General features: G+C 70.0%; 22 protein-coding genes. 15 read left to right on the forward strand and 7 right to left on the reverse strand.

Annotated elements, in window-relative coordinates; all coding sequences use genetic code 11:
• The first annotated feature begins 3 nt into the window (after window positions 1-3).
• The 7 genes from fmt to ACPWT1_RS04975 all read left to right on the forward strand — a co-directional run bounded on the left by fmt (window position 4) and on the right by ACPWT1_RS04975 (window position 7,012).
• Window positions 4-966 (forward strand): methionyl-tRNA formyltransferase, encoded by a 963-nt coding sequence (fmt, locus tag ACPWT1_RS04945; RefSeq protein WP_427914290.1) that lies wholly within the window; start codon window positions 4-6, stop codon window positions 964-966.
• Entirely contained in the window at window positions 966-1,697 is a 732-nt protein-coding gene (locus ACPWT1_RS04950; RefSeq protein ID WP_427914291.1) for an AzlC family ABC transporter permease, read from the forward strand. The genes fmt and ACPWT1_RS04950 overlap by 1 nt, the downstream gene beginning before the upstream one ends.
• On the forward strand, window positions 1,694-2,020 hold the full coding sequence (locus tag ACPWT1_RS04955) for an AzlD domain-containing protein (RefSeq protein WP_427914292.1): 327 nt from the start codon (window positions 1,694-1,696) through the stop codon (window positions 2,018-2,020). The genes ACPWT1_RS04950 and ACPWT1_RS04955 overlap by 4 nt, the downstream gene beginning before the upstream one ends.
• Window positions 2,021-2,138: 118 nt before the next feature.
• Window positions 2,139-3,332 carry a phosphoglycerate kinase gene (locus ACPWT1_RS04960; RefSeq protein ID WP_427914293.1) on the forward strand — a complete coding sequence of 398 codons (1,194 nt, stop codon included), beginning with the start codon at window positions 2,139-2,141 and terminating at the stop codon, window positions 3,330-3,332.
• A gap of 73 nt (window positions 3,333-3,405) precedes the next feature.
• Entirely contained in the window at window positions 3,406-4,839 is a 1,434-nt protein-coding gene (gene pyk, locus ACPWT1_RS04965; protein ID WP_427914294.1) for a pyruvate kinase, read from the forward strand.
• Between the two features lie 131 nt (window positions 4,840-4,970).
• Window positions 4,971-6,035 (forward strand): class II fructose-bisphosphate aldolase, encoded by a 1,065-nt coding sequence (gene fba / locus ACPWT1_RS04970; RefSeq protein ID WP_427914295.1) that lies wholly within the window; start codon window positions 4,971-4,973, stop codon window positions 6,033-6,035.
• A gap of 68 nt (window positions 6,036-6,103) precedes the next feature.
• Window positions 6,104-7,012 carry a phosphoribosylaminoimidazolesuccinocarboxamide synthase gene (locus tag ACPWT1_RS04975; protein ID WP_427914296.1) on the forward strand — a complete coding sequence of 303 codons (909 nt, stop codon included), beginning with the start codon at window positions 6,104-6,106 and terminating at the stop codon, window positions 7,010-7,012.
• A gap of 114 nt (window positions 7,013-7,126) precedes the next feature.
• Here ACPWT1_RS04975 and trxA read toward each other — a convergent pair whose 3' ends face one another.
• The gene (trxA, locus tag ACPWT1_RS04980) at window positions 7,127-8,023 is read right to left on the reverse strand and encodes a thioredoxin (protein ID WP_427914297.1); all 897 of its coding nucleotides are present in this window, start codon (window positions 8,021-8,023) and stop codon (window positions 7,127-7,129) included.
• 46 nt (window positions 8,024-8,069) lie between these two features.
• Between trxA and purE the strand changes: the two genes are divergently transcribed.
• The 4 genes from purE (at window position 8,070) to ACPWT1_RS05000 (ending at window position 11,755) form a co-directional block, all read left to right on the forward strand.
• Window positions 8,070-8,564, forward strand: a complete 495-nt coding sequence (gene purE, locus ACPWT1_RS04985) for a 5-(carboxyamino)imidazole ribonucleotide mutase (RefSeq protein ID WP_427914298.1) — start codon at window positions 8,070-8,072, stop codon at window positions 8,562-8,564.
• Window positions 8,561-9,733, forward strand: a complete 1,173-nt coding sequence (locus ACPWT1_RS04990; protein ID WP_427914299.1) for a 5-(carboxyamino)imidazole ribonucleotide synthase — start codon at window positions 8,561-8,563, stop codon at window positions 9,731-9,733. The genes purE and ACPWT1_RS04990 overlap by 4 nt, the downstream gene beginning before the upstream one ends.
• Window positions 9,730-10,728, forward strand: a complete 999-nt coding sequence (locus tag ACPWT1_RS04995) for an L-threonylcarbamoyladenylate synthase (protein ID WP_427914300.1) — start codon at window positions 9,730-9,732, stop codon at window positions 10,726-10,728. The genes ACPWT1_RS04990 and ACPWT1_RS04995 overlap by 4 nt, the downstream gene beginning before the upstream one ends.
• A gap of 73 nt (window positions 10,729-10,801) precedes the next feature.
• Complete coding sequence (locus tag ACPWT1_RS05000; protein WP_427914301.1) at window positions 10,802-11,755, forward strand: SGNH/GDSL hydrolase family protein; 954 nt, start codon at window positions 10,802-10,804, stop codon at window positions 11,753-11,755.
• Between the two features lie 54 nt (window positions 11,756-11,809).
• Here ACPWT1_RS05000 and ACPWT1_RS05005 read toward each other — a convergent pair whose 3' ends face one another.
• Complete coding sequence (locus tag ACPWT1_RS05005; RefSeq protein WP_427914302.1) at window positions 11,810-12,097, reverse strand: SemiSWEET transporter; 288 nt, start codon at window positions 12,095-12,097, stop codon at window positions 11,810-11,812.
• On the reverse strand, window positions 12,094-13,509 hold the full coding sequence (dacB, locus tag ACPWT1_RS05010; RefSeq protein WP_427914303.1) for a D-alanyl-D-alanine carboxypeptidase/D-alanyl-D-alanine endopeptidase: 1,416 nt from the start codon (window positions 13,507-13,509) through the stop codon (window positions 12,094-12,096). The genes ACPWT1_RS05005 and dacB overlap by 4 nt, the downstream gene beginning before the upstream one ends.
• A gap of 53 nt (window positions 13,510-13,562) precedes the next feature.
• Between dacB and tsaB the strand changes: the two genes are divergently transcribed.
• Genes tsaB through ACPWT1_RS05025 form a run of 3 tightly spaced genes read left to right on the forward strand, consistent with a single transcriptional unit; the run spans window position 13,563 to window position 15,560 of the window.
• A complete protein-coding gene (tsaB, locus tag ACPWT1_RS05015; RefSeq protein WP_427914304.1) occupies window positions 13,563-14,252 on the forward strand; it encodes a tRNA (adenosine(37)-N6)-threonylcarbamoyltransferase complex dimerization subunit type 1 TsaB in 690 nt (229 codons plus the stop codon).
• A gap of 55 nt (window positions 14,253-14,307) precedes the next feature.
• Complete coding sequence (gene rimI / locus ACPWT1_RS05020) at window positions 14,308-14,775, forward strand: ribosomal protein S18-alanine N-acetyltransferase (protein WP_427914305.1); 468 nt, start codon at window positions 14,308-14,310, stop codon at window positions 14,773-14,775.
• Complete coding sequence (locus tag ACPWT1_RS05025; protein ID WP_427914306.1) at window positions 14,772-15,560, forward strand: uracil-DNA glycosylase; 789 nt, start codon at window positions 14,772-14,774, stop codon at window positions 15,558-15,560. Before rimI ends, ACPWT1_RS05025 begins: the two co-directional genes overlap by 4 nt.
• Here ACPWT1_RS05025 and ACPWT1_RS05030 read toward each other — a convergent pair.
• From ACPWT1_RS05030 to purU, 4 genes are all read right to left on the reverse strand, one after another.
• Window positions 15,536-16,456 carry a GlcNAc-transferase family protein gene (locus tag ACPWT1_RS05030; protein ID WP_427915512.1) on the reverse strand — a complete coding sequence of 307 codons (921 nt, stop codon included), beginning with the start codon at window positions 16,454-16,456 and terminating at the stop codon, window positions 15,536-15,538. The genes ACPWT1_RS05025 and ACPWT1_RS05030 overlap by 25 nt on opposite strands.
• Before the next feature lie 111 nt (window positions 16,457-16,567).
• Window positions 16,568-18,061 (reverse strand): FAD-linked oxidase C-terminal domain-containing protein, encoded by a 1,494-nt coding sequence (locus tag ACPWT1_RS05035; RefSeq protein WP_427914307.1) that lies wholly within the window; start codon window positions 18,059-18,061, stop codon window positions 16,568-16,570.
• Window positions 18,062-18,143: 82 nt separating this feature from the next.
• The gene (locus ACPWT1_RS05040) at window positions 18,144-19,013 is read right to left on the reverse strand and encodes a LysR substrate-binding domain-containing protein (RefSeq protein ID WP_427914308.1); all 870 of its coding nucleotides are present in this window, start codon (window positions 19,011-19,013) and stop codon (window positions 18,144-18,146) included.
• A 61-nt stretch (window positions 19,014-19,074) separates the two neighbouring features.
• Entirely contained in the window at window positions 19,075-19,923 is an 849-nt protein-coding gene (gene purU, locus ACPWT1_RS05045; RefSeq protein ID WP_427914309.1) for a formyltetrahydrofolate deformylase, read from the reverse strand.
• Window positions 19,924-20,010: 87 nt separating this feature from the next.
• On the opposite strand from purU, the gene ACPWT1_RS05050 reads away from it, so the two are divergent.
• A complete protein-coding gene (locus tag ACPWT1_RS05050) occupies window positions 20,011-20,712 on the forward strand; it encodes a DUF4197 domain-containing protein (protein ID WP_427914310.1) in 702 nt (233 codons plus the stop codon).
• The last annotated feature ends 62 nt before the right edge of the window (window positions 20,713-20,774 follow it).

The raw sequence follows: 20,774 nt of genomic DNA on the forward strand, positions 1-20,774 counted from the left end.
GCGATGCGGCTGATCTTCGCGGGCACGCCCGAGTTCGCCCGCGTGGCACTGGAGCGGTTGCACGGCGCCGGATTCGAGATTCCCCTGGTGCTCACGCAGCCCGACCGGCCCGCAGGCCGCGGCATGAAGCTGCAGGCGTCGCCGGTCAAGCAGTTCGCGCAGGCGCATGGAATCCCCGTCGCGCAGCCGCGCAGCCTGCGGCTCGATGGCAAGAACCCCGAAGACGCCGCGCAAGCGCGCATCGCCATCGACGCCGCGCAGGCCGACGTGATGGTGGTGACCGCCTACGGACTCTTGCTGCCGCAGTGGGTGCTCGACGCACCGCGTCTCGGCTGCCTGAACATCCATGCCTCGCTGCTGCCACGCTGGCGTGGCGCCGCGCCCATCCATCGCGCAATCGAGGCTGGCGATGCGGAGACCGGCATCACGATCATGCAGATGGACGCGGGGCTCGACACCGGCGACATGCTGCTGGTCGAACGCGTGGCCATCGCGCCGGACGACACCACGGGCAGCTTGCATGACAAGCTGGCCGCGCTCGGCGGCCGGCTGATCGTCGAGGCGCTGGAACTTGCCGCCTGCGGCGGGCTGCAGCGCACGCGACAACCTGCCGAAGGCGTGACCTACGCGCACAAGATCGACAAGGCCGAGGCGGCCGTGGACTGGTCGCAGCCAGCACGCGACATTGAGCGCCGCGTGCGCGCCTTCGATCCCTTTCCGGGCGCGAGCGGCGAGTGTGGCGGGGAGACGCTCAAGCTGTGGCGCGCGCAGGTGCTGCCGGGTACGAGCGACGCCCCCGGCACTGTCGTGCGGGCGGGCGTCGAGGGCATCGATGTGGCGACTGGCGAGGGCGTGCTCCGGGTGCTGCAGCTGCAGCGCCCCGGCGGCAAGCGGATGGGCGCGGCCGAGCTGTTGCGCGGCCTGACGATCGCGCCAGGCACCCGCTTCGGCGGCGCGGCGCGCTGATGTTCTTCCTCCCGTCGCTGCGGCGGCATCCGGAGTTCCGCGTCGGCATGCGCGACATGGTGCCGCAGGCCCCCGGCATCGCCGCATGGGGCTTGATGACCGGCGTTGCCATGGTGAAGTCCGGCCTGTCGGTCACCGAAGCGATCGCGATGACGGTCATGGTCTTCGCGGGCAGCTCGCAGCTGGCCTCGCTGCCGCTGCTGGTGGCCGGCGCGCCGGCCTGGGTGATCCTGGCGACGGGCTTCTGCGTCAACCTGCGGTTCGTGGTGTTCAGCCTGCACCTGCGGCCCTATCTCGTGCGCCTGCCACGCTGGCGGCGTCTCACGCACGGCTACCTCACCGCCGACCTGAGCTACGTGCTGTTCACGCGCCGCTTCGCCCATCCGCCGCTGGATTCCGCGGAACAGCTCGCACAGGAGGCCTGGCTCGCCGGCAACTGCTTCCTGAACTGGGCCAGCTGGGTGGGCTGCAGCCTGGTGGGCATCGTCCTGTCCAATTTCATCCCCACGCAGTGGGGGCTGGGATTCGCCGGCATCCTGTGCCTGCTGGGCATCCTGTGCGCACTGGCGACGACGCGGCTGCGCATCGTGGCGGCCGCGGTGGCAGGGGTGACCGCAACGGCGGCCTATGCATTGCCGCTCAAGCTCAACATCGTGCTCGCCATCGGGATCGCCGTGCTCCTGTGCCTGGCGATGGAGCGGACGCGAGCCGGACAGACCTCGAAGGCATGACCGACCTGCGCACGCTGGCCATCATTGCGGGGCTCGCGGCAGTCACCGTGATCGCGCGCTGCTTCTTCTTTCTGTCGGCCCGGCCATGGCCCATGCCACGTTGGCTCGAACGTGGGCTGCAGTACGCACCGATCGCGGCGCTTTCGGCCGTCGTGCTGCCGGAGATCTTCACGATGCAGGGCCAGTGGAGCGGCCTGCTCGACGCGCGCGTGTTCGCTGCCATCGCCGGTGCCGCGGCATTCGCGTGGCGCCGCGACGTCCTGTGGACCATCGCGCTGGGCATGCTCGTGTACCTGCCCCTGCACCTCGGGCTGGGCTGGTAGCCCGCGCCCAGAAGGAAGCCGACACCCCTTCGGGCCATGGGGGCCGTCGCGGCGCCGCTGCTTCCTACAATGGTTGCCCTTTCACCGCGCCCGCCGGGCCCGGCCACCTGACCCATCCATGAACATCCTCCGCTTCTCCGACCTGTGTGCCCAGGGCCGTGCCAACGGCCAACGCGTGTTCATCCGTGCCGACCTCAACGTGCCGCAGGACGACAGTGGCCGCATCACCGAGGACACGCGCATCCGCGCTTCCATCCCGTGCATCCGCATGGCGCTCGACGCCGGCGCGGCGGTGATGGTCACCTCGCACCTGGGCCGTCCGACCGAGGGCGAGTTCAAGCCGGAGGACTCGCTGGCGCCGGTCGCGCAGCGACTGTCCGAACTGCTGGGGCGCGAGGTGCCGCTCAAGTCCAACTGGGTCGACGGCGTCGATGTGCGTCCCGGCCAGGTGGTGCTGCTCGAGAACTGCCGGCTGAACAAGGGCGAGAAGAAGAACAGCCCCGAGCTGGCGAAGAAGCTGGCTGCGCTGTGCGACATCTTCGTGCACGACGCCTTCGGCACCGCGCATCGCGCCGAGGCCTCCACGTACGGCATCGCGCAGTACGCGAAGGTTGCCTGCGCCGGCCCGCTGTTGGCGGCCGAGATCGACGCGATCAGCAAGGCACTGGCCAACCCGCGCCGCCCGCTGGCGGCCATCGTGGCGGGCTCCAAGGTCTCGACAAAGCTCACCATCCTGCAGTCGCTGGCGAAGAACGTCGACCAGCTGATCGTCGGCGGCGGCATCGCCAACACGTTCATGCTCGCGGCGGGATTGAAGATCGGCAAGTCGCTGGCCGAGAAGGATCTCGTCGGCGAAGCGAAGACCGTGATCGACGCCATGAAGGCGCGCGGCGCCGAGGTACCGATCCCCACCGACGTCGTCACGGCCAAGGCCTTCGCCGCCGATGCGCCGGCCACGGTGAAGGCGGCGACCGATGTCGCCGACGACGACCTGATCCTCGATATCGGTCCCGAAACGGCTGCTCGCCTTGCCGCCCAGCTCAAGGCCGCCGGCACCATCGTCTGGAACGGCCCGGTCGGCGTGTTCGAGTTCGACGCGTTCGCGAAGGGCACCGAGACCATCGCGCGCGCCATCGCCGACTCCAGTGCCTTCAGCATCGCAGGCGGCGGCGACACGCTGGCTGCGATTGCCAAGTACGGCATCGAGAAGGACGTGGGCTACATCTCCACCGGTGGTGGCGCCTTCCTCGAGGTTCTGGAAGGCAAGACGCTGCCCGCGTTCGAGATCCTGCAGAAGCGCGCGGCGGGCTGAGCCGGGGGCTGTCTGCAGGCGGCGGGTGTGCCGTGTGAGAATGCCGGCGACTCACACGAAGGAAATAACATCCATGGCCCGTCGCGCCACCAAGATCGTCGCCACCCTCGGCCCCGCGTCCAGCGATCCCGAGCTGCTCGAACAGATGATCCGCGCCGGCGTGAACGTCGTGCGCCTGAACTTCAGCCACGGCACCGCGCAGGACCACATCGACCGCGCCCGACTGGTGCGCGAGGCGGCGCAGCGTGCCGGCCGCGAGGTGGCCATCATGGCCGACCTCCAGGGCCCCAAGATCCGCGTCGGCAAGTTCGCCGAAGGGAAGGTGCACCTCGAGCCCGGCATGAAGTTCGTGCTCGATGCCTCGCGCACCGAGCTGGGCGACCAGCGCGGCGTGGGCCTGGACTACAAGGAGCTGCCGCGCGACGTGAAGGCCGGCGACGTGCTGCTGCTCAATGACGGCCTCATCGTGCTGACCGTGGAGGACGTGCGCGGCGAGCAGGTGCACACGCTGGTCAAGCTGGGGGGCACGCTGTCCAACAACAAGGGCATCAACAAGCAGGGCGGCGGCCTCACCGCGCCGGCGTTGACGGCCAAGGACATGGAGGACATCCGCACCGCGATGAGCTTCCAGGCCGACTACGTGGCCGTCAGCTTTCCCAAGACCGCCACCGACATGGAGATGGCGCGCCAGCTGTGCAACGTGGCCGCGTCCGAATACCGGCACCGGCCGGGCCTGATCGCCAAGATCGAGCGGGCCGAGGCCATCCCCAACCTGGAATCCATCCTCAAGGCCAGCGACGGCATCATGGTCGCGCGCGGCGACCTCGCGGTGGAAGTCGGCAATGCCGCCGTGCCGGCGCTGCAGAAGAAGATGATCCGGCTGGCCCGCCAGTGCGACAAGCTGGTGATCACGGCCACGCAGATGATGGAGTCGATGATCACCAACCCCGTGCCCACCCGCGCGGAGGTGAGCGACGTCGCCAACGCGGTGCTCGATGGCACCGACGCCGTCATGACCAGCGCCGAGACCGCCACCGGCAAGTACCCGCTGGAGACGGTGATCGAGATGGCCAACATCTGCGCCGAAGCCGAGATGGCCGAGGACGTCAAGCTCGATGCCGACTTCACCGGCATGAGCTTCTCGCGCATCGACCAGTCCATCGCGATGGGTGCGCTGTTCACGGCCCATCACCTGGGCTGCAAGGCGATCGTGGCGCTCACCGATTCGGGGTCCACGGCTCTCTGGATGAGCCGGCATCGCATCCATGTGCCGATCTACGCGCTGACCCCCAAGGTCGAGACGCAGCGCCGGATGGCCCTGTACCGCAACGTGCGTCCGCTGCTGATGGACCAGAGCGCCGAGCGCGACACCGCGCTGGGCGATGCCGAGGCGCACCTCAAGCGTCGCGGCATCGTGGCCTCCGGCGACATCTACGCCATCACGGCCGGCGAGCCCATGGGTGCGCCCGGTGGCACCAACATGCTGAAGATCTGCCGCGTTGCCTGAGCCGTTCGGCGCGCCGCGGATGGCACTTTCGTGCCGGGTGCGGCGGCAGACCCGCCCGCTAGAATTTCAGCAGTGAACCGTGCGGTCTGCGGACCGCCACGGTCCGGTCATTTCAACTTCAGGACTGCACCATGCCTCTCGTTTCCATGCGCGAACTGCTGGACCATGCCGCCGAGAACGGCTACGGCATCCCAGCCTTCAACGTCAACAACCTCGAGCAGGTGCAGGCCGTGATGGAAGCGGCCAAGGAGACCGGCTCGCCGGTGATCCTGCAGGCCAGCGCCGGTGCCCGCAAGTACGCCGGCGAGCCCTTCGTCAAGCACCTGATCCAGGCCGCGCTCGAGGCCTATCCCGAGATCCCGCTGGTGATGCACCAGGATCACGGCCAGAGCCCCGACGTGTGTGCCGGCGCCATCAAGCTGGGCTTCTCCTCGGTGATGATGGACGGCTCGCTCGAGGCGGACGGCAAGACCATCGCCAGCTACGACTACAACGTCGACGTCACGCGCAAGGTGGTCGACATGGCGCACAAGCTGGGCGTCACCGTCGAAGGTGAACTGGGTTGCCTGGGCTCGCTCGAGACCATGAAGGGCGACAAGGAAGACGGCCACGGCACCGACGCCACCATGACGCGCGACCAGCTGCTCACCGATCCGGAGCAGGCGGCCGATTTCGTCAAGAAGACGCAGCTCGACGCGCTGGCCATCGCCATCGGCACCAGCCACGGCGCCTACAAGTTCACCCGCAAGCCCACCGGCGACATCCTCGCGATCGACCGCATCAAGGAAATCCACCGCCGCATTCCCAACACCCACCTGGTGATGCACGGCTCGTCGTCGGTGCCGCAGGACCTGCTGGCCATCATCCGCCAGTACGGCGGCAAGATGAAGGAAACGTACGGCGTGCCGGTCGAGGAGATCCAGGAAGCGATCAAGCACGGCGTGCGCAAGATCAACATCGACACCGACATCCGCCTGGCGATGACGGGCGCCGTGCGCAAGTTCATGGCCGAGAACCCGGACAAGTTCGACATGCGCGAGTGGATGAAGCCGGCGCGCGAGGCCGCCAAGCAGATCTGCAAGCAGCGCTACCTCGAGTTCGGCTGCCAAGGGCAGGCCCCCAAGATCAAGGGCCACACGCTGCAGGTCGTGGCGCAGAAATACCAGAAGGGCGAGCTGGCACAGACCGTCAACTGACGGCTGCACCCCCTGTGCGATCATCAGCGGCCCGCCCGATGCGGGCCGTTTTTCTTCGGCGCCCCACCATGACCACCGCCCTGCACACCTCCTCGCTCACCTCGCTGCCGCTGCTGGCGCGGGGCAAGGTCCGCGACAACTATGCGGTCGGCAACGACCGCATCCTGATGGTCGCCACCGACCGGCTCTCGGCCTTCGACGTGATCATGGGCGAGCCCATTCCCGGCAAGGGCGAGCTGCTCACGCAGATGGCGCTGTACTGGTTCGGCAAGCTCGGCCACCTGTGTCCCAACCACCTCACGGGTGAACTGCCCGAGAGCGTGGTGACGTCGGCCGAGGCGCAGCAGGTCCTCGGCCGCTCGATGCTGGTCAAGCGGCTCAAGCCGGTCCCGATCGAGGCGGTCGTGCGCGGCTACCTCGCGGGCAGCGGCTGGACGGAGTACCAGGCCACGCAATCGGTCTGCGGCGTGCCGCTGCCCAAGGGCCTGACCAATGCCGCGAAGCTGCCCCAGCCGATCTACACCCCGGCGGCCAAGGCGGATGCCGGCGAGCACGACGAGAACATCACGTACGAGCGCACCGTGCAGATCGTGGGCGAGAAGCTGGCCGCGCAGATCCGCGACACCAGCATCGCGCTGTACCAGGAAGCCGCAGCCATCGCGCTCACCAAGGGCATGATCATCGCGGACACCAAGTTCGAGTTCGGCCTCGATGCCAAGGGCGAGCTGGTGCTGATGGACGAGGTGCTGACGCCGGACTCCTCGCGTTATTGGCCCGTCGAGGGTTACGAGGCCGCGTACCGCGCCGGCCAAAACCCGCCCAGCTACGACAAGCAGTTCGTTCGCGACTGGTTGGAGCAGGTGCGCATCAACGGCAAGCCCTGGGATAAGACGCCACCCGCGCCGCGCCTGCCGCAGGACGTCGTGGAGAAGACCGCGGCCAAGTACCGCGAGGCGCTGGAGCGGCTGACCACCTGAATCGCGGAGCAGAGCTTGTCGTCCCCGCGAAGGCGGGGACCGAAGGCTTCCAGGTTAACGGCCGAGGAGACCGGACGCCCTGGATTCCCGCCTTCGCGGGAATGACAGATTTCCTCAGCTCAGCACCACGCTCGACAGCCGCCGGCGATACGTCGCCACGGTCGGATCGTCGGGCGGGATCTGCCCTTCGGCCACCTTGGGCTTGGGCGGCTCGATGACGTCGAGGATGCCGATGTAGGTCTTGCGCGCGGCGTCCTCGTTCCAGGCCTTGTCGCGCATCAGGATCTCCAGCAGTTCGTCCATCGCCTCGGTCCAGCGGCGCTGGCCCGCCAGCACCTGCGCCTTGCCGAAGCGGGCTTCGAAGTCGCGCTTGTTGGCGGCGATCTTCGCGTCGAAGCCCGTGATCGCCTGCGCCGCCGCGCCCTGCCGGGCCGCGAACTCGAACGCCTCGATCACCCGCTGCAACGATTCGAAGCGGCGGAGGCCGGCAGCCTTCGGTGCGGCGGGCGCGAACGCCGTCTTCGCCTCGTCCAGGCGGCCAGCGAGCAGCAGCGCCTGCACGTACTGGAAGCGCGCCTCGTCGTCGGCCGGATTGGTGGCCAGCGCGTGCTGCAGCTTCTCCAGCTGGCCCTGCGCATCGAGCGGCAGTTCCTCCTCGGCAATTTCCTCCTCGGGGGCTTCGTCGGCCGGCGGCAGGTGCTTGTCGAGGAACTCGCGCAGCTTGCCTTCGGGCAACGCGCCCATGAAGCCGTCGACCGGCTGCCCGTTCATCAACAGGATGCAGGTCGGGATGCTGCGGATGCCGAACGCGGCGGCGAGTTGCTGCTCCTGGTCGGAATCGATCTTCACCAGCTTGAAGCGACCGGCGTAGTCGGTCTCGAGCTTCTCCAGGATCGGGCCGATCACCTTGCAGGGGCCGCACCAGGTGGCCCAGAAGTCCACCAGCACCGGCTGGGTCATCGAGGCGGCGATGACTTCGGTTTCGAAGTTCTCCAGAGTGACGTCGATCATGGCGTGAAGGGTGAAACCTTAGAATTCCATCTTTAGGAGCAGCTACATGCCCCCGGTTCAGGTCGGCGTGGTGATGGGATCCAGCAGTGACTGGAGCACCCTGCAGCACGCAGTGCAGATTCTCCAGGAATTCGGCATCGCGCATGAGGCGCGGGTCGTGTCCGCCCACCGCATGCCCGACGACATGTTTGCCTATGCCGAGGGGGCGGCTGCACGGGGCCTGCGCGCCATCATCGCGGGCGCCGGCGGGGCCGCGCACCTGCCGGGAATGCTCGCGTCCAAGACGACGGTGCCGGTGCTCGGCGTGCCGGTGGCCAGCCGCCACCTGCACGGGATGGATTCGCTGCACAGCATCGTGCAGATGCCCAAGGGCGTGCCCGTCGCCACCTTCGCCATCGGCGAGGCAGGTGCCGCCAATGCAGCGCTGTTCGCAGTGGCCATGCTGGCCGCGCAGGACCCGCAGCTGCGCGCGAAGCTCGACGCTTTCCGCGCGCGGCAGACCGAGGCAGCGCGGGCCATGACCCTGCCGCCAGCCGCATGAGCGAAGCGCGCAAACCGCTGCTGCCCGGCTGCATGTTGGGCGTGCTGGGCGGCGGCCAGCTCGGCCGCATGTTCGTGCACGCGGCGCAGCGGCTGGGCTACGCCACAGCCGTGCTCGATCCGGATGCCGACAGCCCCGCCGGGCGCGTGAGCCACGTGCACATCCGCACCGGCTACCTCGACGGCGAAGGCTTGCGCGAACTCGCGCGGACAGCGGCAGCGGTGACGACCGAATTCGAGAACGTGCCGGCGCAGGCGCTGGCGGAGCTTGCGAAGCACCTGCCCGTTGCCCCGGGCGCCGAGGCGGTTTCCATCGCGCAGGACCGCGCGCGCGAGAAGGCGCACTTCCTGCGCTGCGGCGTGCCGTGCGCGCCGCATGCGGTGATCGAAACCGAGGCCCAGCTGCAGGCCGTGGATGCGCAGCTGCTGCCCGGCATCCTGAAGACCGCGCGCCTGGGCTACGACGGCAAGGGCCAGGCGCGCGTGTCCTCGCGCGACGAACTCGCCGCCGCGTGGGATGCGCAGAAGCGCGTGCCCTGCGTGCTGGAGCAACTGCTGCCGCTGGCGTTCGAATGCTCGGTGGTGGTCGCGCGCGGCGCCGACGGTGCGATGGTCCACCTGCCCGTGCAGCGCAACCTGCATCGCGACGGCATCCTGGCCGTGACCGAAGTCGGCGATGGTGTCCTGCCGCGGGAGACCGCCGCGCAGGTCATCGAAGCCACGCGTGCGATCGCGCAGGGCCTCGGCTACGTCGGCGTGCTCTGCGTCGAGTTCTTCGTGCTGCAGGACGGCCGCCTGATCGTCAACGAGATGGCGCCACGCCCGCACAACAGCGGCCACTGGAGCATCGAGGGCGCCGACGTGTCGCAGTTCGAGCTGCAGGTGCGAACGCTGGCGGCGCTGCCGCTGGTGCAGCCGCGCCAGCATGGCCATGCGGTGATGCTCAACCTGCTGGGCGACCTGTGGTTCACGCCCGCCGGCGAGCGCACCCCGCCCTGGGCCGCGGTGCTGGCCCTGCCCGGCGCCCACCTGCACCTCTATGGCAAGGCCCAGGCGCGGCCGGGCCGCAAGATGGGTCACCTCACGGTCATCGCCGAGGACGCTGGCGCTGCGCGGACGATCGCACTGCGCGCCTGCGAGCTGCTCGGCCTGCCGCCGTTCTCAGCATGATCCGCGACGCGCGCGACCCTGCCGCGCTGGACGAGGCCGTCCGGCGGCTGCAGCGCGGCGAGCTGGTCGCCTTTCCCACCGAGACCGTCTATGGCCTGGGCGCCGACGCAAGCAGCGACGAGGCTGTCGCACGCATCTTCGAGGCCAAGGGCCGGCCCAGCGACCATCCGCTGATCGTGCACGTGCCCGACGCCGCAGCGATCGCGCAGTTCGCCGCCGAGTTACCGCCGTTCGCGCAGCGGCTGGTCGACGCCTTCTGGCCCGGTCCGCTCACGCTGATCCTGCCGCGGCGTGAGGGACGCGCCACGGCCGCTGCGGCCGGCCAGGGGTCGATCGGCGTGCGCTGCCCCGCGCATCCTGCGATGCAGGCGTTGCTGCGCGCGTGCGCGGCGGCCGATCCGGCGATCCATGGCCTGGCCGGTCCCAGCGCCAACAAGTTCGGGCGTGTCAGTCCAACGACCGCGGCTCACGTGCAGTCGGAATTTGGCGACGACCTGCTGGTGCTCGATGGTGGCCCGTGCGAAGTCGGCATCGAGTCCACCATCGTCGATTGCACCCGTGGCCAGCCGGTGCTGCTGCGGCCCGGCATGGTCGACGTGGCGCAGCTCGAGGCGGCCTGCGGCCAGCCGGTGCTGCGCGCGCAGGACCTGCCGCAGCCGGCGCCGCGCGCCTCGGGCACGCTGGAGGCGCACTACGCGCCGCGCGCCCGCGTGCGGCTGATGGATGCGAAGGCCCTGCAGACCGCGCTCGACGTGCTCGGGCCGCAGGCCCGGCAGATCGCGGTGTGGTCGCGGACCCCGCTGGCCACGCCGGCCGCGGGCGTGCTGCGCCGGCGGATGCCGGACGACGCGCGCGAGACTGCACGCCAGCTGTTCGCCGTGCTGCGCGAGTTCGACGCCCAGGGCGTGCAGCTGATCTGGATCGAGACGCCCCCGGCCGACGCCGCCTGGGATGGCGTGCGCGATCGCCTGCAGCGGGCCTCGGCGGCTGGTTGACGCCGGCTGCGCGTTGACGGGCGCTTTGCAGGCGCTCGCTACACTACGCGGGCTTTTCGCGGAGAACTCCCCCATGCGTTTCCAACGGCTGCGCCGCGCGATCCTCGCGGCCACCTGCCTGTCGTCCCTGCTGGTCGCCTGTGGCGGCGGCGAGTCGGTCGTGTCGCAGTTCAACCCGACGCGTGTCGTGGCATTTGGCGATGCCTTCAGCGACGCCGGGCAGCGCGGCGCGCAGTACACGATCAACGATGCGACGCGGGTCAACTGGACGCAGCAGCTGGCGGCGCGCTACGGACTCATCGTCGGCCCCAGCTCGGGTGGCGGCACCAACTACGCGTACGGCAGCGCGCGCGTCACGGCCAAGCCCGACGCCGCCGGCGATGCCAGCACGCCCAGCATCGCCGAGCAAGTCGGCACCTTCCTGACGACGGGCCAGCCGCAGGACAAGGACATCGTGCTGGTGTCCGGCGGCGTCTCGGACATCCTGGCCGAAGTGGCCGCCTTCGATGCCGGCACGCAGGATGCGGCGACGACCACCAGCCACGTCGCCCAGGCCGGGCGGGACCTCGGCGCGCAGGTCAGGCGGCTGGTGGGTGCAGGGGCCACCCACGTGCTCGTGGCGGGTGCCTACAACCTGGGCCGCTCGCCCTGGGCGGTCGCGACCGGCCACTCGCCCTTCGCCGAATCGCTGGTCGGCGCGTTCAACGACGCGCTGCTGGTCTCCATCGTCGACCTCGGATCCAGGACGCTGTTCATCGACACCGCGTTGTTCTACAACCTGGTGACGGCCAATCCGGCCGCCTACTCGCTCGTCGATGTCATCAGCGTGATCTGCACCTCGGTCGATCCGGGGCCCGGCATCGGCATCGGCGCGGGCCAGGTGAATTCGTCCCAGTGCACGGGATCCACGCTGCAGCCCGGGCTCGCGCCCGGCGCCACGCTGTTCGCCGATCCGGTCTACTTCACGCCGGTCGGCCAGGCCCTGTTCGGCAACTACGCGGCGGATCGCCTGCGCGCGCGGTTCTGATCGCCATCGCTCGATGTGAAGAGGGGCCTGCGGGCCCCTCTTGCATTGGGGTCGTCAGTGGCCCGGGCCGCGGGCCGCCTGCGGCGCGCGTCCGAACCGCAGCTTCATCGCGAGGATGCACAGGGCGAGCGACAAGGTCACCCCGTTGGCCAGCACGATGGGCCAGGCGCGCAGCAGCACGCCATAGGCGAGCCAGAGCGCCACGCCGGCGGCAAAGGCGCTGTACATGCCCAGCGAGATGCCGCCCACGTCGCGGGTGCGGAAGGTGTGCCACACCTGCGGCACGAAGCTGCAGGTGGTGAGGAAGGCGGCCAGGTAGCCCACCAAGTCGGTCCGGATCATGGCTGCCGGCCCATCCACGCCAGCAGCGCTTCGACGACGCCCCGCATGCCGATCGTGCGCTGCCCGCGCGGCAGCGGTTGCGGCGACGCATTCGGGTGGTTGGCGACGGCGACCAGCACGTAGCGCCGTCCGTTCGCCCCGTCGACATAGCCGGCCACGCCCCAGACGTCACGCAGCGAGCCGGACTTCAGGTGGGCGCTCGTGCCCGCGCGGGTCGTGCGCAAGGTGCCGTCCGCACCGGCGACGGGCAGCGAGGCCATGAGTTCGGGCATCACCGGCGACGACCAGCCGTACTGCAGCAGGCGCACCAGTTGCTGCCCGGTGATGCGCGTGTCACGCGAGAGGCCCGAGCCGTTGTCGAACCACGGCACGTCGGTCGAGATGCGTTCGCGCCACCAGGTGCTGACGACGTCGCGCCCCGCCTCGCGCGTGCCGGCGCCACGCAGGCGCAGCCCGAGCGTGAGGAACAGCTGCTGCGCCATCACGTTGTTGCTGAACTTGTTGACGTCGCGCACGACCTCGGCGAGCGAGGGCGAGACGGTCTCGGCAACCGGCGTCGCGGTGGCCGGCGTGGTGCCGTCGCGGACGACGCCCGAGGTGTGGCCGCCCACCTCGTGCCACATGCCGGCCACGGCGCGGGGCGCATAGCTGCCCGGGTCGGCAAAGGCGACAGGCCAGCTGCGTTCGCCGCAGGCCGCCGGATAGGCCCCGAGGAAGCGCGGAAACAGCGGGTCGCTGAAGTCGGCCCGCAACGCGCCGCGCCAGTCGCCGCAGCCGCCCGGAGCCACCGGCACCAGCGCGGGCCAGACCACGCCGGCCAGTGGCGGATCGGCGATCACGCGCGCGATGCCGTCCGCCTGCGGCATGAAGCCCAGGGTCACGGACTTGAAGTTGAGCAGCAGGGCGTCGGGGGCGGCGTTGTAGGGGCGCAGGGGCTCGCCATCGAACGCGGACGGATCGGTCGGCGGCACCTCGAACGCGGTGTGATCCAGCACGATGTCGCCGGCGACCTGCTCGATGCCCTGGGCGCGCACCCGCCGCAGGAGCATCCACAGCCGCTCGAGCACCAGCTTGGGATCGCCCTGGCCCTTGATGTACAGGTTGCCCTGAAGGGTGCCCGCGACGATCGGCCCGTCGACCAGCACCTGCGTGGTCCACGTGTAGGCGGGACCCAGGAGGTCCAGCGCCGCGAGCGTGGTGCCCAGCTTGGCGATCGAGGCCGGGCTGATCGGCGCGTCGGCGCGGTGCACCAGGCGCGGCGGCTGGGCGGGATCGACGTCGGTGATGACCAGCGTCACGGCATCCTGTGGCAGGTGCGCGGCGGCGAGCGCGGCGTCGATCTCGGGCGGCAGGGATTCCGCCGCCGACACGCTGGCGGCCAGCAAGGCGACGACGAGCAGCAGCAGGCGCATGGCCGCGATTATCGGGGCCGATAATGCGCGTCCGCCCCGGCCGACGACACACCGTGAACCTGCTCGCATTCGACACCAGCACCGAGGCGCTCAGCGTCGCGGTTGCGGGCAAGGGCGTGACCTTCGCGCAGGCCGGCGAAGGCGGCGCCAAGGCGTCGGCCACGCTGATTCCCACCGTGCTCGCGCTGCTGCAGCAGGCCGGCCTCGCGCTGCCCGCGCTCGATGCCATCGTGTTCGGCAGTGGGCCCGGGTCGTTCACCGGGCTGCGCACGGCCTGCTCGGTGGCGCAGGGACTGGCGCTGGGAGCCGCCGTGCCGGTGCTGCCCGTGGAGACCCTGATGGCCGTGGCCGAGGAAGCGCGCGAGCGCGCCGGTGCCCACGACGTGCTGGCCCTGCTCGATGCGCGCATGGACGAGGTCTACGCGGCGCGTTACACGCACGACGGCCGCCGCTGGCATCGCGAGGGCCCGGTGCGGCTCGCTGCGCCCGAGGCGGTGGGCGCGCCGGAAGGGATCGTGCTCGCCGGCAACGTGTTCCGTGCCTATGGCGATCGCCTGGCGGGCGGCGCCGCGCGGATCGAGGCGTTGCCCACCGCGGCGGCGCTGCTGCGGTTGGCGCCAGCGCTGCTGGCCGACGGCGAGGGGCGGCCCGCCGAGGAGGCGCTGCCCCTCTATGTGCGCGACAAGGTCGCCCAGACGACGGCCGAGCGCGCCGCCGCCCGGCAGGACAGAATGGCCCCATGAGACGCCGGGCCGTTCCCAAGTCGAATACCGCAGCGCGTCGCGCGGAGGTTGCCTGATGAGTGCAGTCCTCCACGCCGACGAAGCCGCGTTCGAGCCGATGACCGAAGACCGGCTCGACGAGGTGCTGCGCATCGAGCGCGGCGCGTATGACCATCCGTGGACGCACGGCAACTTCGTCGATTCGCTGCGCTCGGGCTACCAGGCGCAGCTGCTCTGCGCGCCGGACCGCGTGCTCGGCTACTTCGTCGCCATGAAGGGCGTCGACGAAGTCCACCTGCTGAACATCACGGTGGCGCACGCCGACCGCGGCCAGGGCTGGGGCCGGCTCATGCTGGAGGCGCTGGCGCTGTGGTCGCGCCAGCAGGGCGCGCAGTGGCTGTGGCTCGAGGTGCGCGTGAGCAACCTGCGTGCGCTGTCGATCTACGAGCGCCACGATTTCCGTCGCGTCGGCGAGCGCAAGAACTACTACCCCGCGGCCGGGGGACGGCGCGAGGACGCCATCGTCATGAGCCTGAAACTGTGACCCTGCAACTCGATGCGCGCCGCGTGGCGATGCTGCGTGAGATGGGCCTGCACCTGTTGCCGCCGGTGCAGGCGCCCGAGGCGCAGCCCCGCGAAGAGGCGACACGCGCGCTGCCCGCGGCGCCGCCGCCCACCGTCGCACGAGTGCAGTCCCCGCCTACACCCGCGCCTGCTCCAAGCGAGGTGGCGGCGCGGCCCATCTCGGAGGATCACGACGCCGGCCTCGGCGCCCTCGACTGGGACGCCCTGGAGGCCGCAATGCACGAAGTCGCGGCAGGTCGGCCCGCAGTGCTCGGCACGGGCCCACGTCGCGCGGACTGGATGGTGGTGGGCGACGCCCCGGGCGATGCGGACGGTGCAGCCACGGAGCCGTTCACTGGCCAGGCCGCCACCTTGCTGGAGAACATGCTGCGTGCCATCGGCCTGGAACGCCAGCGCCATGTGCACGTCACGACATTGCTGAAATGCCGCCCGCCCGGCGGTCGCAATCCCGAGCCCCAGGAGCTCGCGCAGTGGGAGCCGTTCCTGCGCCGGCAACTGGCCCTGGTGCAGCCGCGCGTGATCCTGCTGATGGGACGCTTCGCGGCGCAGGGCTTGTTGCGCACGCCGGAGCCGATCGGCCGCCTGCGCGGCACCGTGCACGGGTACGAAGGCGTGCAGGTGGTCGTGACGTATCCGCCCACCTACCTGCTGCGCAACCTGCACGACAAGGCCAAGGCTTGGGCCGACCTGTGCCTGGCGCGGGACGTGATGGCCGGCGCTCAGGCCGGCGGCAGCGGCCGGTAAGCCTGCGGGCCGAGCGTGCGCGCGGCGTAGTCGATGCCGCTCAGGGCCGCGTACTCGGCCATGGTGCGCACGGTGCCCAGGCCGTAGACGCCCAGCGGATCGCCGCGCAGCACCGCGGCCAGCCGCGCCCGCGAGCGCTGTTCCAGCGTCCACCAGCTCAGGCTGCGCTTGGCCTCGTGCGCCTGGTCCCAGTGCAGCGGACGCGGCGGAGCGCCGGAAGCGCCGTCGTTGTACAGGTGGTAGATCGGCAACGCCGGCATGTGCACGATGTCCCAGCCATGCGTGAACAGCCGCGCGGCCAGCGCCTGTTCCTCGCCGTGGAAATACAGCGCCGGGTCGTAGGGGAACGCCAGCGCGAAGCGGCCCGGCGCAAAGAGGCAGCCAGCGCCCAGGTGGAATCCGCGCAGCGGCCGCTCGCTGTCGACCGGGTGCGCCTCGAAGGCCAGCACCGGATGCTGCGGATCGAACTGCGTCCCTGGCTTGAGCACGTGCGCAAGCACGCCCTGCGTGACCGAACGGCGCACCGGCAATCCGTGCTCGAACGCAAAGGCGTTCGGGTACGAGGAGATCACCACGCCCGGGCGCCCGGCCTGCAGCGCCTCGGCCTGCGCGACCAGGCGCTCGTCCCAGCCGTCGTCGAAGTCCATGTGCGAGTCCAGCTGCAGGAACCAGTCCTCGCCGTCGTAGAGGGCCATCGTCGCCGCGCGGTCCAGCAGGGACCCCGTGCATAGACCGGGTCGATGCGCTGGTAGCTGACGCGCGAAGGCGCCAGCGCTGCGAGGAGCGACGGCGGCAGCGGGTCGGGGCTCTGGTCGAAGATGCCGAAGTGCAGGTCCTCGGGCCGACGTGCCGTGGCCTGCGCCTGGGCCAGCGTGAACGCGAGCACGGGATCGCAGTAGGCGGCGATGCTGATGAACAGCGACATGGGTGGGGCGGGAGGACGGTTCGCCGCATGCTAACCGGGCTCAGCCGTTTCGGGAGCACGGGCGATCGCGCCCGGTCCGGTTTCAGAACCGCGGCAGCTCCGGATGCGCGAGGCGGCCGCCGCGCACCAGCTCCTTGCCGTACTCGGCGCAGCGCTGCAGCGTGGGGATCACCTTGCCGGGATTGAGCATCCCTTCGGCATCGAAGGCGCGCTTGACCCCCAGCATCTGCTCGCGCTCCTCGGGGCTGAACTGCACGCACATCGAGTTCAGCTTCTCGACGCCCACGCCGTGCTCGCCCGTCACGGTGCCGCCCATGGCGACGCTGGTCTCCAGGATGTCGGCGCCGAACTGCTCGCAGCGGTGCAGCTGGTCGGCGTCGTTGGCATCGAACAGGATCAGCGGGTGCAGGTTGCCGTCGCCGGCGTGGAACACGTTGGCGCAGCGCAGGGCGTACTTCTTCTCCATCTGCTGGATCGCCAGCAGGATGTCGGCCAGCCGCTTGCGAGGGATCGTCGAGTCCATGCACATGTAGTCGGGGCTGATGCGGCCCGAGGCCGGAAAAGCGTTCTTGCGACCGCTCCAGAACCGCAGGCGCTCGGCCTCGTCGCGGCTGACCGCGATGGCAGTCGCGCCGGAAGCGCGCAGCACCTCGCTCATGCGGCCGATCTCCTCCTCGACCTCCTCCGGCGTGCCGTCGCTCTCGCACAGCAGGATGGCCTCGGCGGCCAAGTCGTAGCCGGCGTGCACGAAATCCTCGACGGCCGCCGTCATCGGCTTGTCCATCATCTCCAGGCCGGCCGGGATGATGCCGGCCGCGATGACCGCCGCCACGGCATCGCCGGCTTTGCGCAGGTCGTCGAAGCTGGCCATGATGCAGCGCGCCAGCTGCGGCTTGGGCACCAGCTTCACCGTGACCTCGGTGGTGACGGCCAGCATGCCTTCGCTGCCGACCAGGATGCTGAGCAGGTCGTAGCCCGGCACGTCGAGCGCCTCGCTGCCGAATTCCACCGGCTCGCCTTCGGCCGTGAACCCGCGCACCTTCAGCACGTTGTGGATGGTCAGCCCGTACTTCAGGCAGTGCACGCCGCCCGAGTTCTCCGCCACGTTGCCGCCGATCGTGCAGGCAATCTGGCTGGAGGGATCCGGCGCGTAGTACAGCCCGTAGGGCGCCGCCGCCTCGCTGATCGCGAGATTGCGCACGCCGCATTGCACGCGCGCCGTGCGGCTTACCGGATCGACCGCGAGGATGCGATTGAACTTGGCCAGGGACAGCGTCACGCCCAGGCGGTTCGGCATCGCGCCGCCGGACAGGCCGGTGCCCGCGCCGCGTGCGACCACCGGCACGCGCAGCGCGTGGCAGGCGCGCAGCACGCCCTGCACCTGCGCTTCGGTCTCCGGCAGCGCGACGGCCAGCGGCCGCTGGCGGTAGGCGGTGAGTCCGTCGCATTCATAGGGGCGGGTCTCCTCGGCGTGCCACAGCAGCGCATGCTGCGGCAGCACGGCGCGCAAGGCAGGCAGCAGCCGGTCGAGCAGCCTGGCCTGCTCGGCGATCTCGGGGGCGAGCGGTGCGTTCATGGGTGGACGGTAAGCCAGATCAGGCGGATGCGGGCTGAAGTTTATTCACGGCGGCACGCCGCGGCGCTCAACGCGCAGGTCGTTACGCCAGGCTGGACCTGAGCCAGTCGGCGAACGCGGCGCACTCCCAGCGGTCCATGGCGCCGGTGCGCCAGCACAGGTAGTGGGCATGCGGGCTCGGCACGTTGCGCGATGCGATGCGCACCAGCGTGCCGTGTTCCAGCCACGGCTGGCCGAGCTTCAGGCGCACCAGCGCGATGCCAAGGCCTTGAGCTGCGGCGTCGCACATCAGGCCGATGTCGTTGAAGGAGGAGCCGTCGGCCGGTTCGGGGACGTCCACGCCGTGCGCCAGGAACCAGGTGCGCCAGGGCTCGAGCGGGCTGCGGATCAACTTGGCCTGCAGCAGGTCGTCGATGGTGTCGAACGGGCCATGCTCGCGCAGGAAGGTCGGCGAGCACAGCGGCGTGACGTCGTCGGTGACCAGGCACCGGTGCTCGACATCGGCATAGCGGCCGGTGCCGAAACGCACCATCAGGTCTGCGTCTTCGGCGACCACGTCCAGCAGCGGGATCGACACCTGCAGCGTGAGGTCGATCTCGGGGTACGCATCGATGAAGCCGCGCAGCCGCGGCATCAGCAGCGAGCGCGCGAACGTCGGCGTGACCGCGACGCGCAGCTTGCGCTTGCCCTGGCTGCTGCCCTGGCCCGGGAACCGCTCCAGACTGGCGAGCCCTTCACGCACGTGGGCCAGGTACTCGCTGCCTTCGGTCGTGAGCGAGAAGTCGGCGCGGCCGAACAGCTTGGTGCCGATGATCTGTTCGAGCTGGCGCACGCGGTGGCTGACCGCGCTGGGCGTGACGCACAGCTCGTCGGCGGCCAGCGTCACCGAGCGCAACCGCGCCAGCGCCTCGAAGGTGAGGAGGCACTGGATCGGCGGGATGCGCGCACTCATGGAGCGCGTTGCGCTGGGTCCCCGCCTGCGCGGGGACGGTCCTCTTGCGTGCCGCTGCGCGTCACTTGAAGACGACCGTCTTGTGCCCGTTCAGCAGCACGCGGTGTTCGCTGTGCCACTTGACGGCACGGGCCAGCACCTGGCTCTCGGTGTCGCGACCGACCGCCGTGAGGTCTTCCACGGTGTGGGAGTGGTCCACCCGTGCGACGTCCTGCTCGATGATGGGACCCTCATCCAGGTCGGCGGTCACGTAGTGGGCCGTCGCGCCGATCAGCTTCACGCCGCGGTCGTGTGCCTGGTAGTACGGCTTGGCGCCCTTGAAGCTCGGCAGGAAGCTGTGGTGGATGTTGATCGCGCGGCCCGACAGCTGCCGGCACAGGTTGTCCGAGAGGATCTGCATGTAGCGCGCCAGCACCACGAGCTCGGCCTTCTCCGCCGCGATGATCTCCAGCTGCCGCTCTTCGGCATGGGCCTTGGTCGCCGCGGTCACCGGGATGTGGTGGAACGGCACGTTGTAGCTGGCGGCCAGCTGGTAGAAGTCGCGGTGGTTGGAGATGATCGCCGCCACCTCCACCGGCAGCAGGCCACTCTTGCAGCGGAACAACAGGTCATTGAGGCAGTGACCTTCGCGGCTGACCAGGATCACCGTGCGCATGGGCTGGCGCGTGGCGTGCAGCTTCCACGTCATGCCGAACGGCGCGGCGAACTGCTCCAGCTCGGCGCGCAGCTGCTCGGCTGCGAGCCGGTCGCAAGCGAACTGCACGCGCATGAAGAACAGCCCGGTGTCCGGATCGTTGTACTGGGCCGCCTCCTCGATGTTGCCGCCGCGTTCGAGCAGGAAACCGGAGACCGCATGGACGATGCCGGTGCGGTCGGGGCAGGACAGGGTGAGGATGTAGGCGTTCGTCATGGCTGGGCCGATTGTCGCAGCGGGTCGGTCCCGTTGCCGGTCGGGGCGGACAGGCATCATCGATGCCCCATCTCTTCCGGATCCCGCATGCATCGCCGCCAGTTGTCCCGTGCCCTCGTCCTCGCACCCGCCGCGCTGTGGCTGCCGCCCCTCGCGCGTGCCCAGACGCTGGCGTCGCTGAGCAATGCGGACGCGACCAAGGGCCTGAAGACCGCCCTGGAAACGGGCGCGCTCACGGCCGTGCAGGTGCTGGGCGTGCAGGACGGCTTCCTCGCCAATCCGCGCGTGCACATCCCGCTGCCCGGCGCGCTGCAGGACGCCTCGAAATTCCTCAGGGCAATCGGCCAGGGCCAGCAGATCGAGGAACTGGAAGTCGCCCTCAACCGGGCCGCGGAGAACGCGGTGCCGATGGCGAAGACCCTGCTCGTGAACGCCGCGCGGTCGATGACCGTCGCCGATGCCAAGAACATCCTCACCGGCGGCGAGACCTCGGTCACCGACTTCTTTGCCGAACGCACGCGCACGCCGCTGGCGGCGCAGTTCCTGCCCGCCGTCAGGCAGGCCACCTCCAGGGTCGGGCTCGCGGCCAAGTACGACCGCATCGCGGGCAAGGCCGCCGGCGTGGGGCTGCTCAGGCAGGAGGACGCCAACATCGACCAGTACGTCACGCGCAAGGCGCTGGACGGGCTGTACCTCGTGATCGGCGACGAGGAGAAGAAGATCCGCCAGGACCCCATCGGCACCGGAAGCGCCATCCTGCAGAAGGTGTTCGGCGCGATCCGTCGCTAGCGATCGCCGCTAATCCCTACGCCACCCGCGCGCCGTCGCCGGCAGCACAATCATCGTCCGCA

The organism is Ramlibacter sp. MMS24-I3-19 (assembly GCF_050320135.1).
Taxonomy (GTDB): Bacteria; Pseudomonadota; Gammaproteobacteria; order Burkholderiales; family Burkholderiaceae_C; genus Ramlibacter.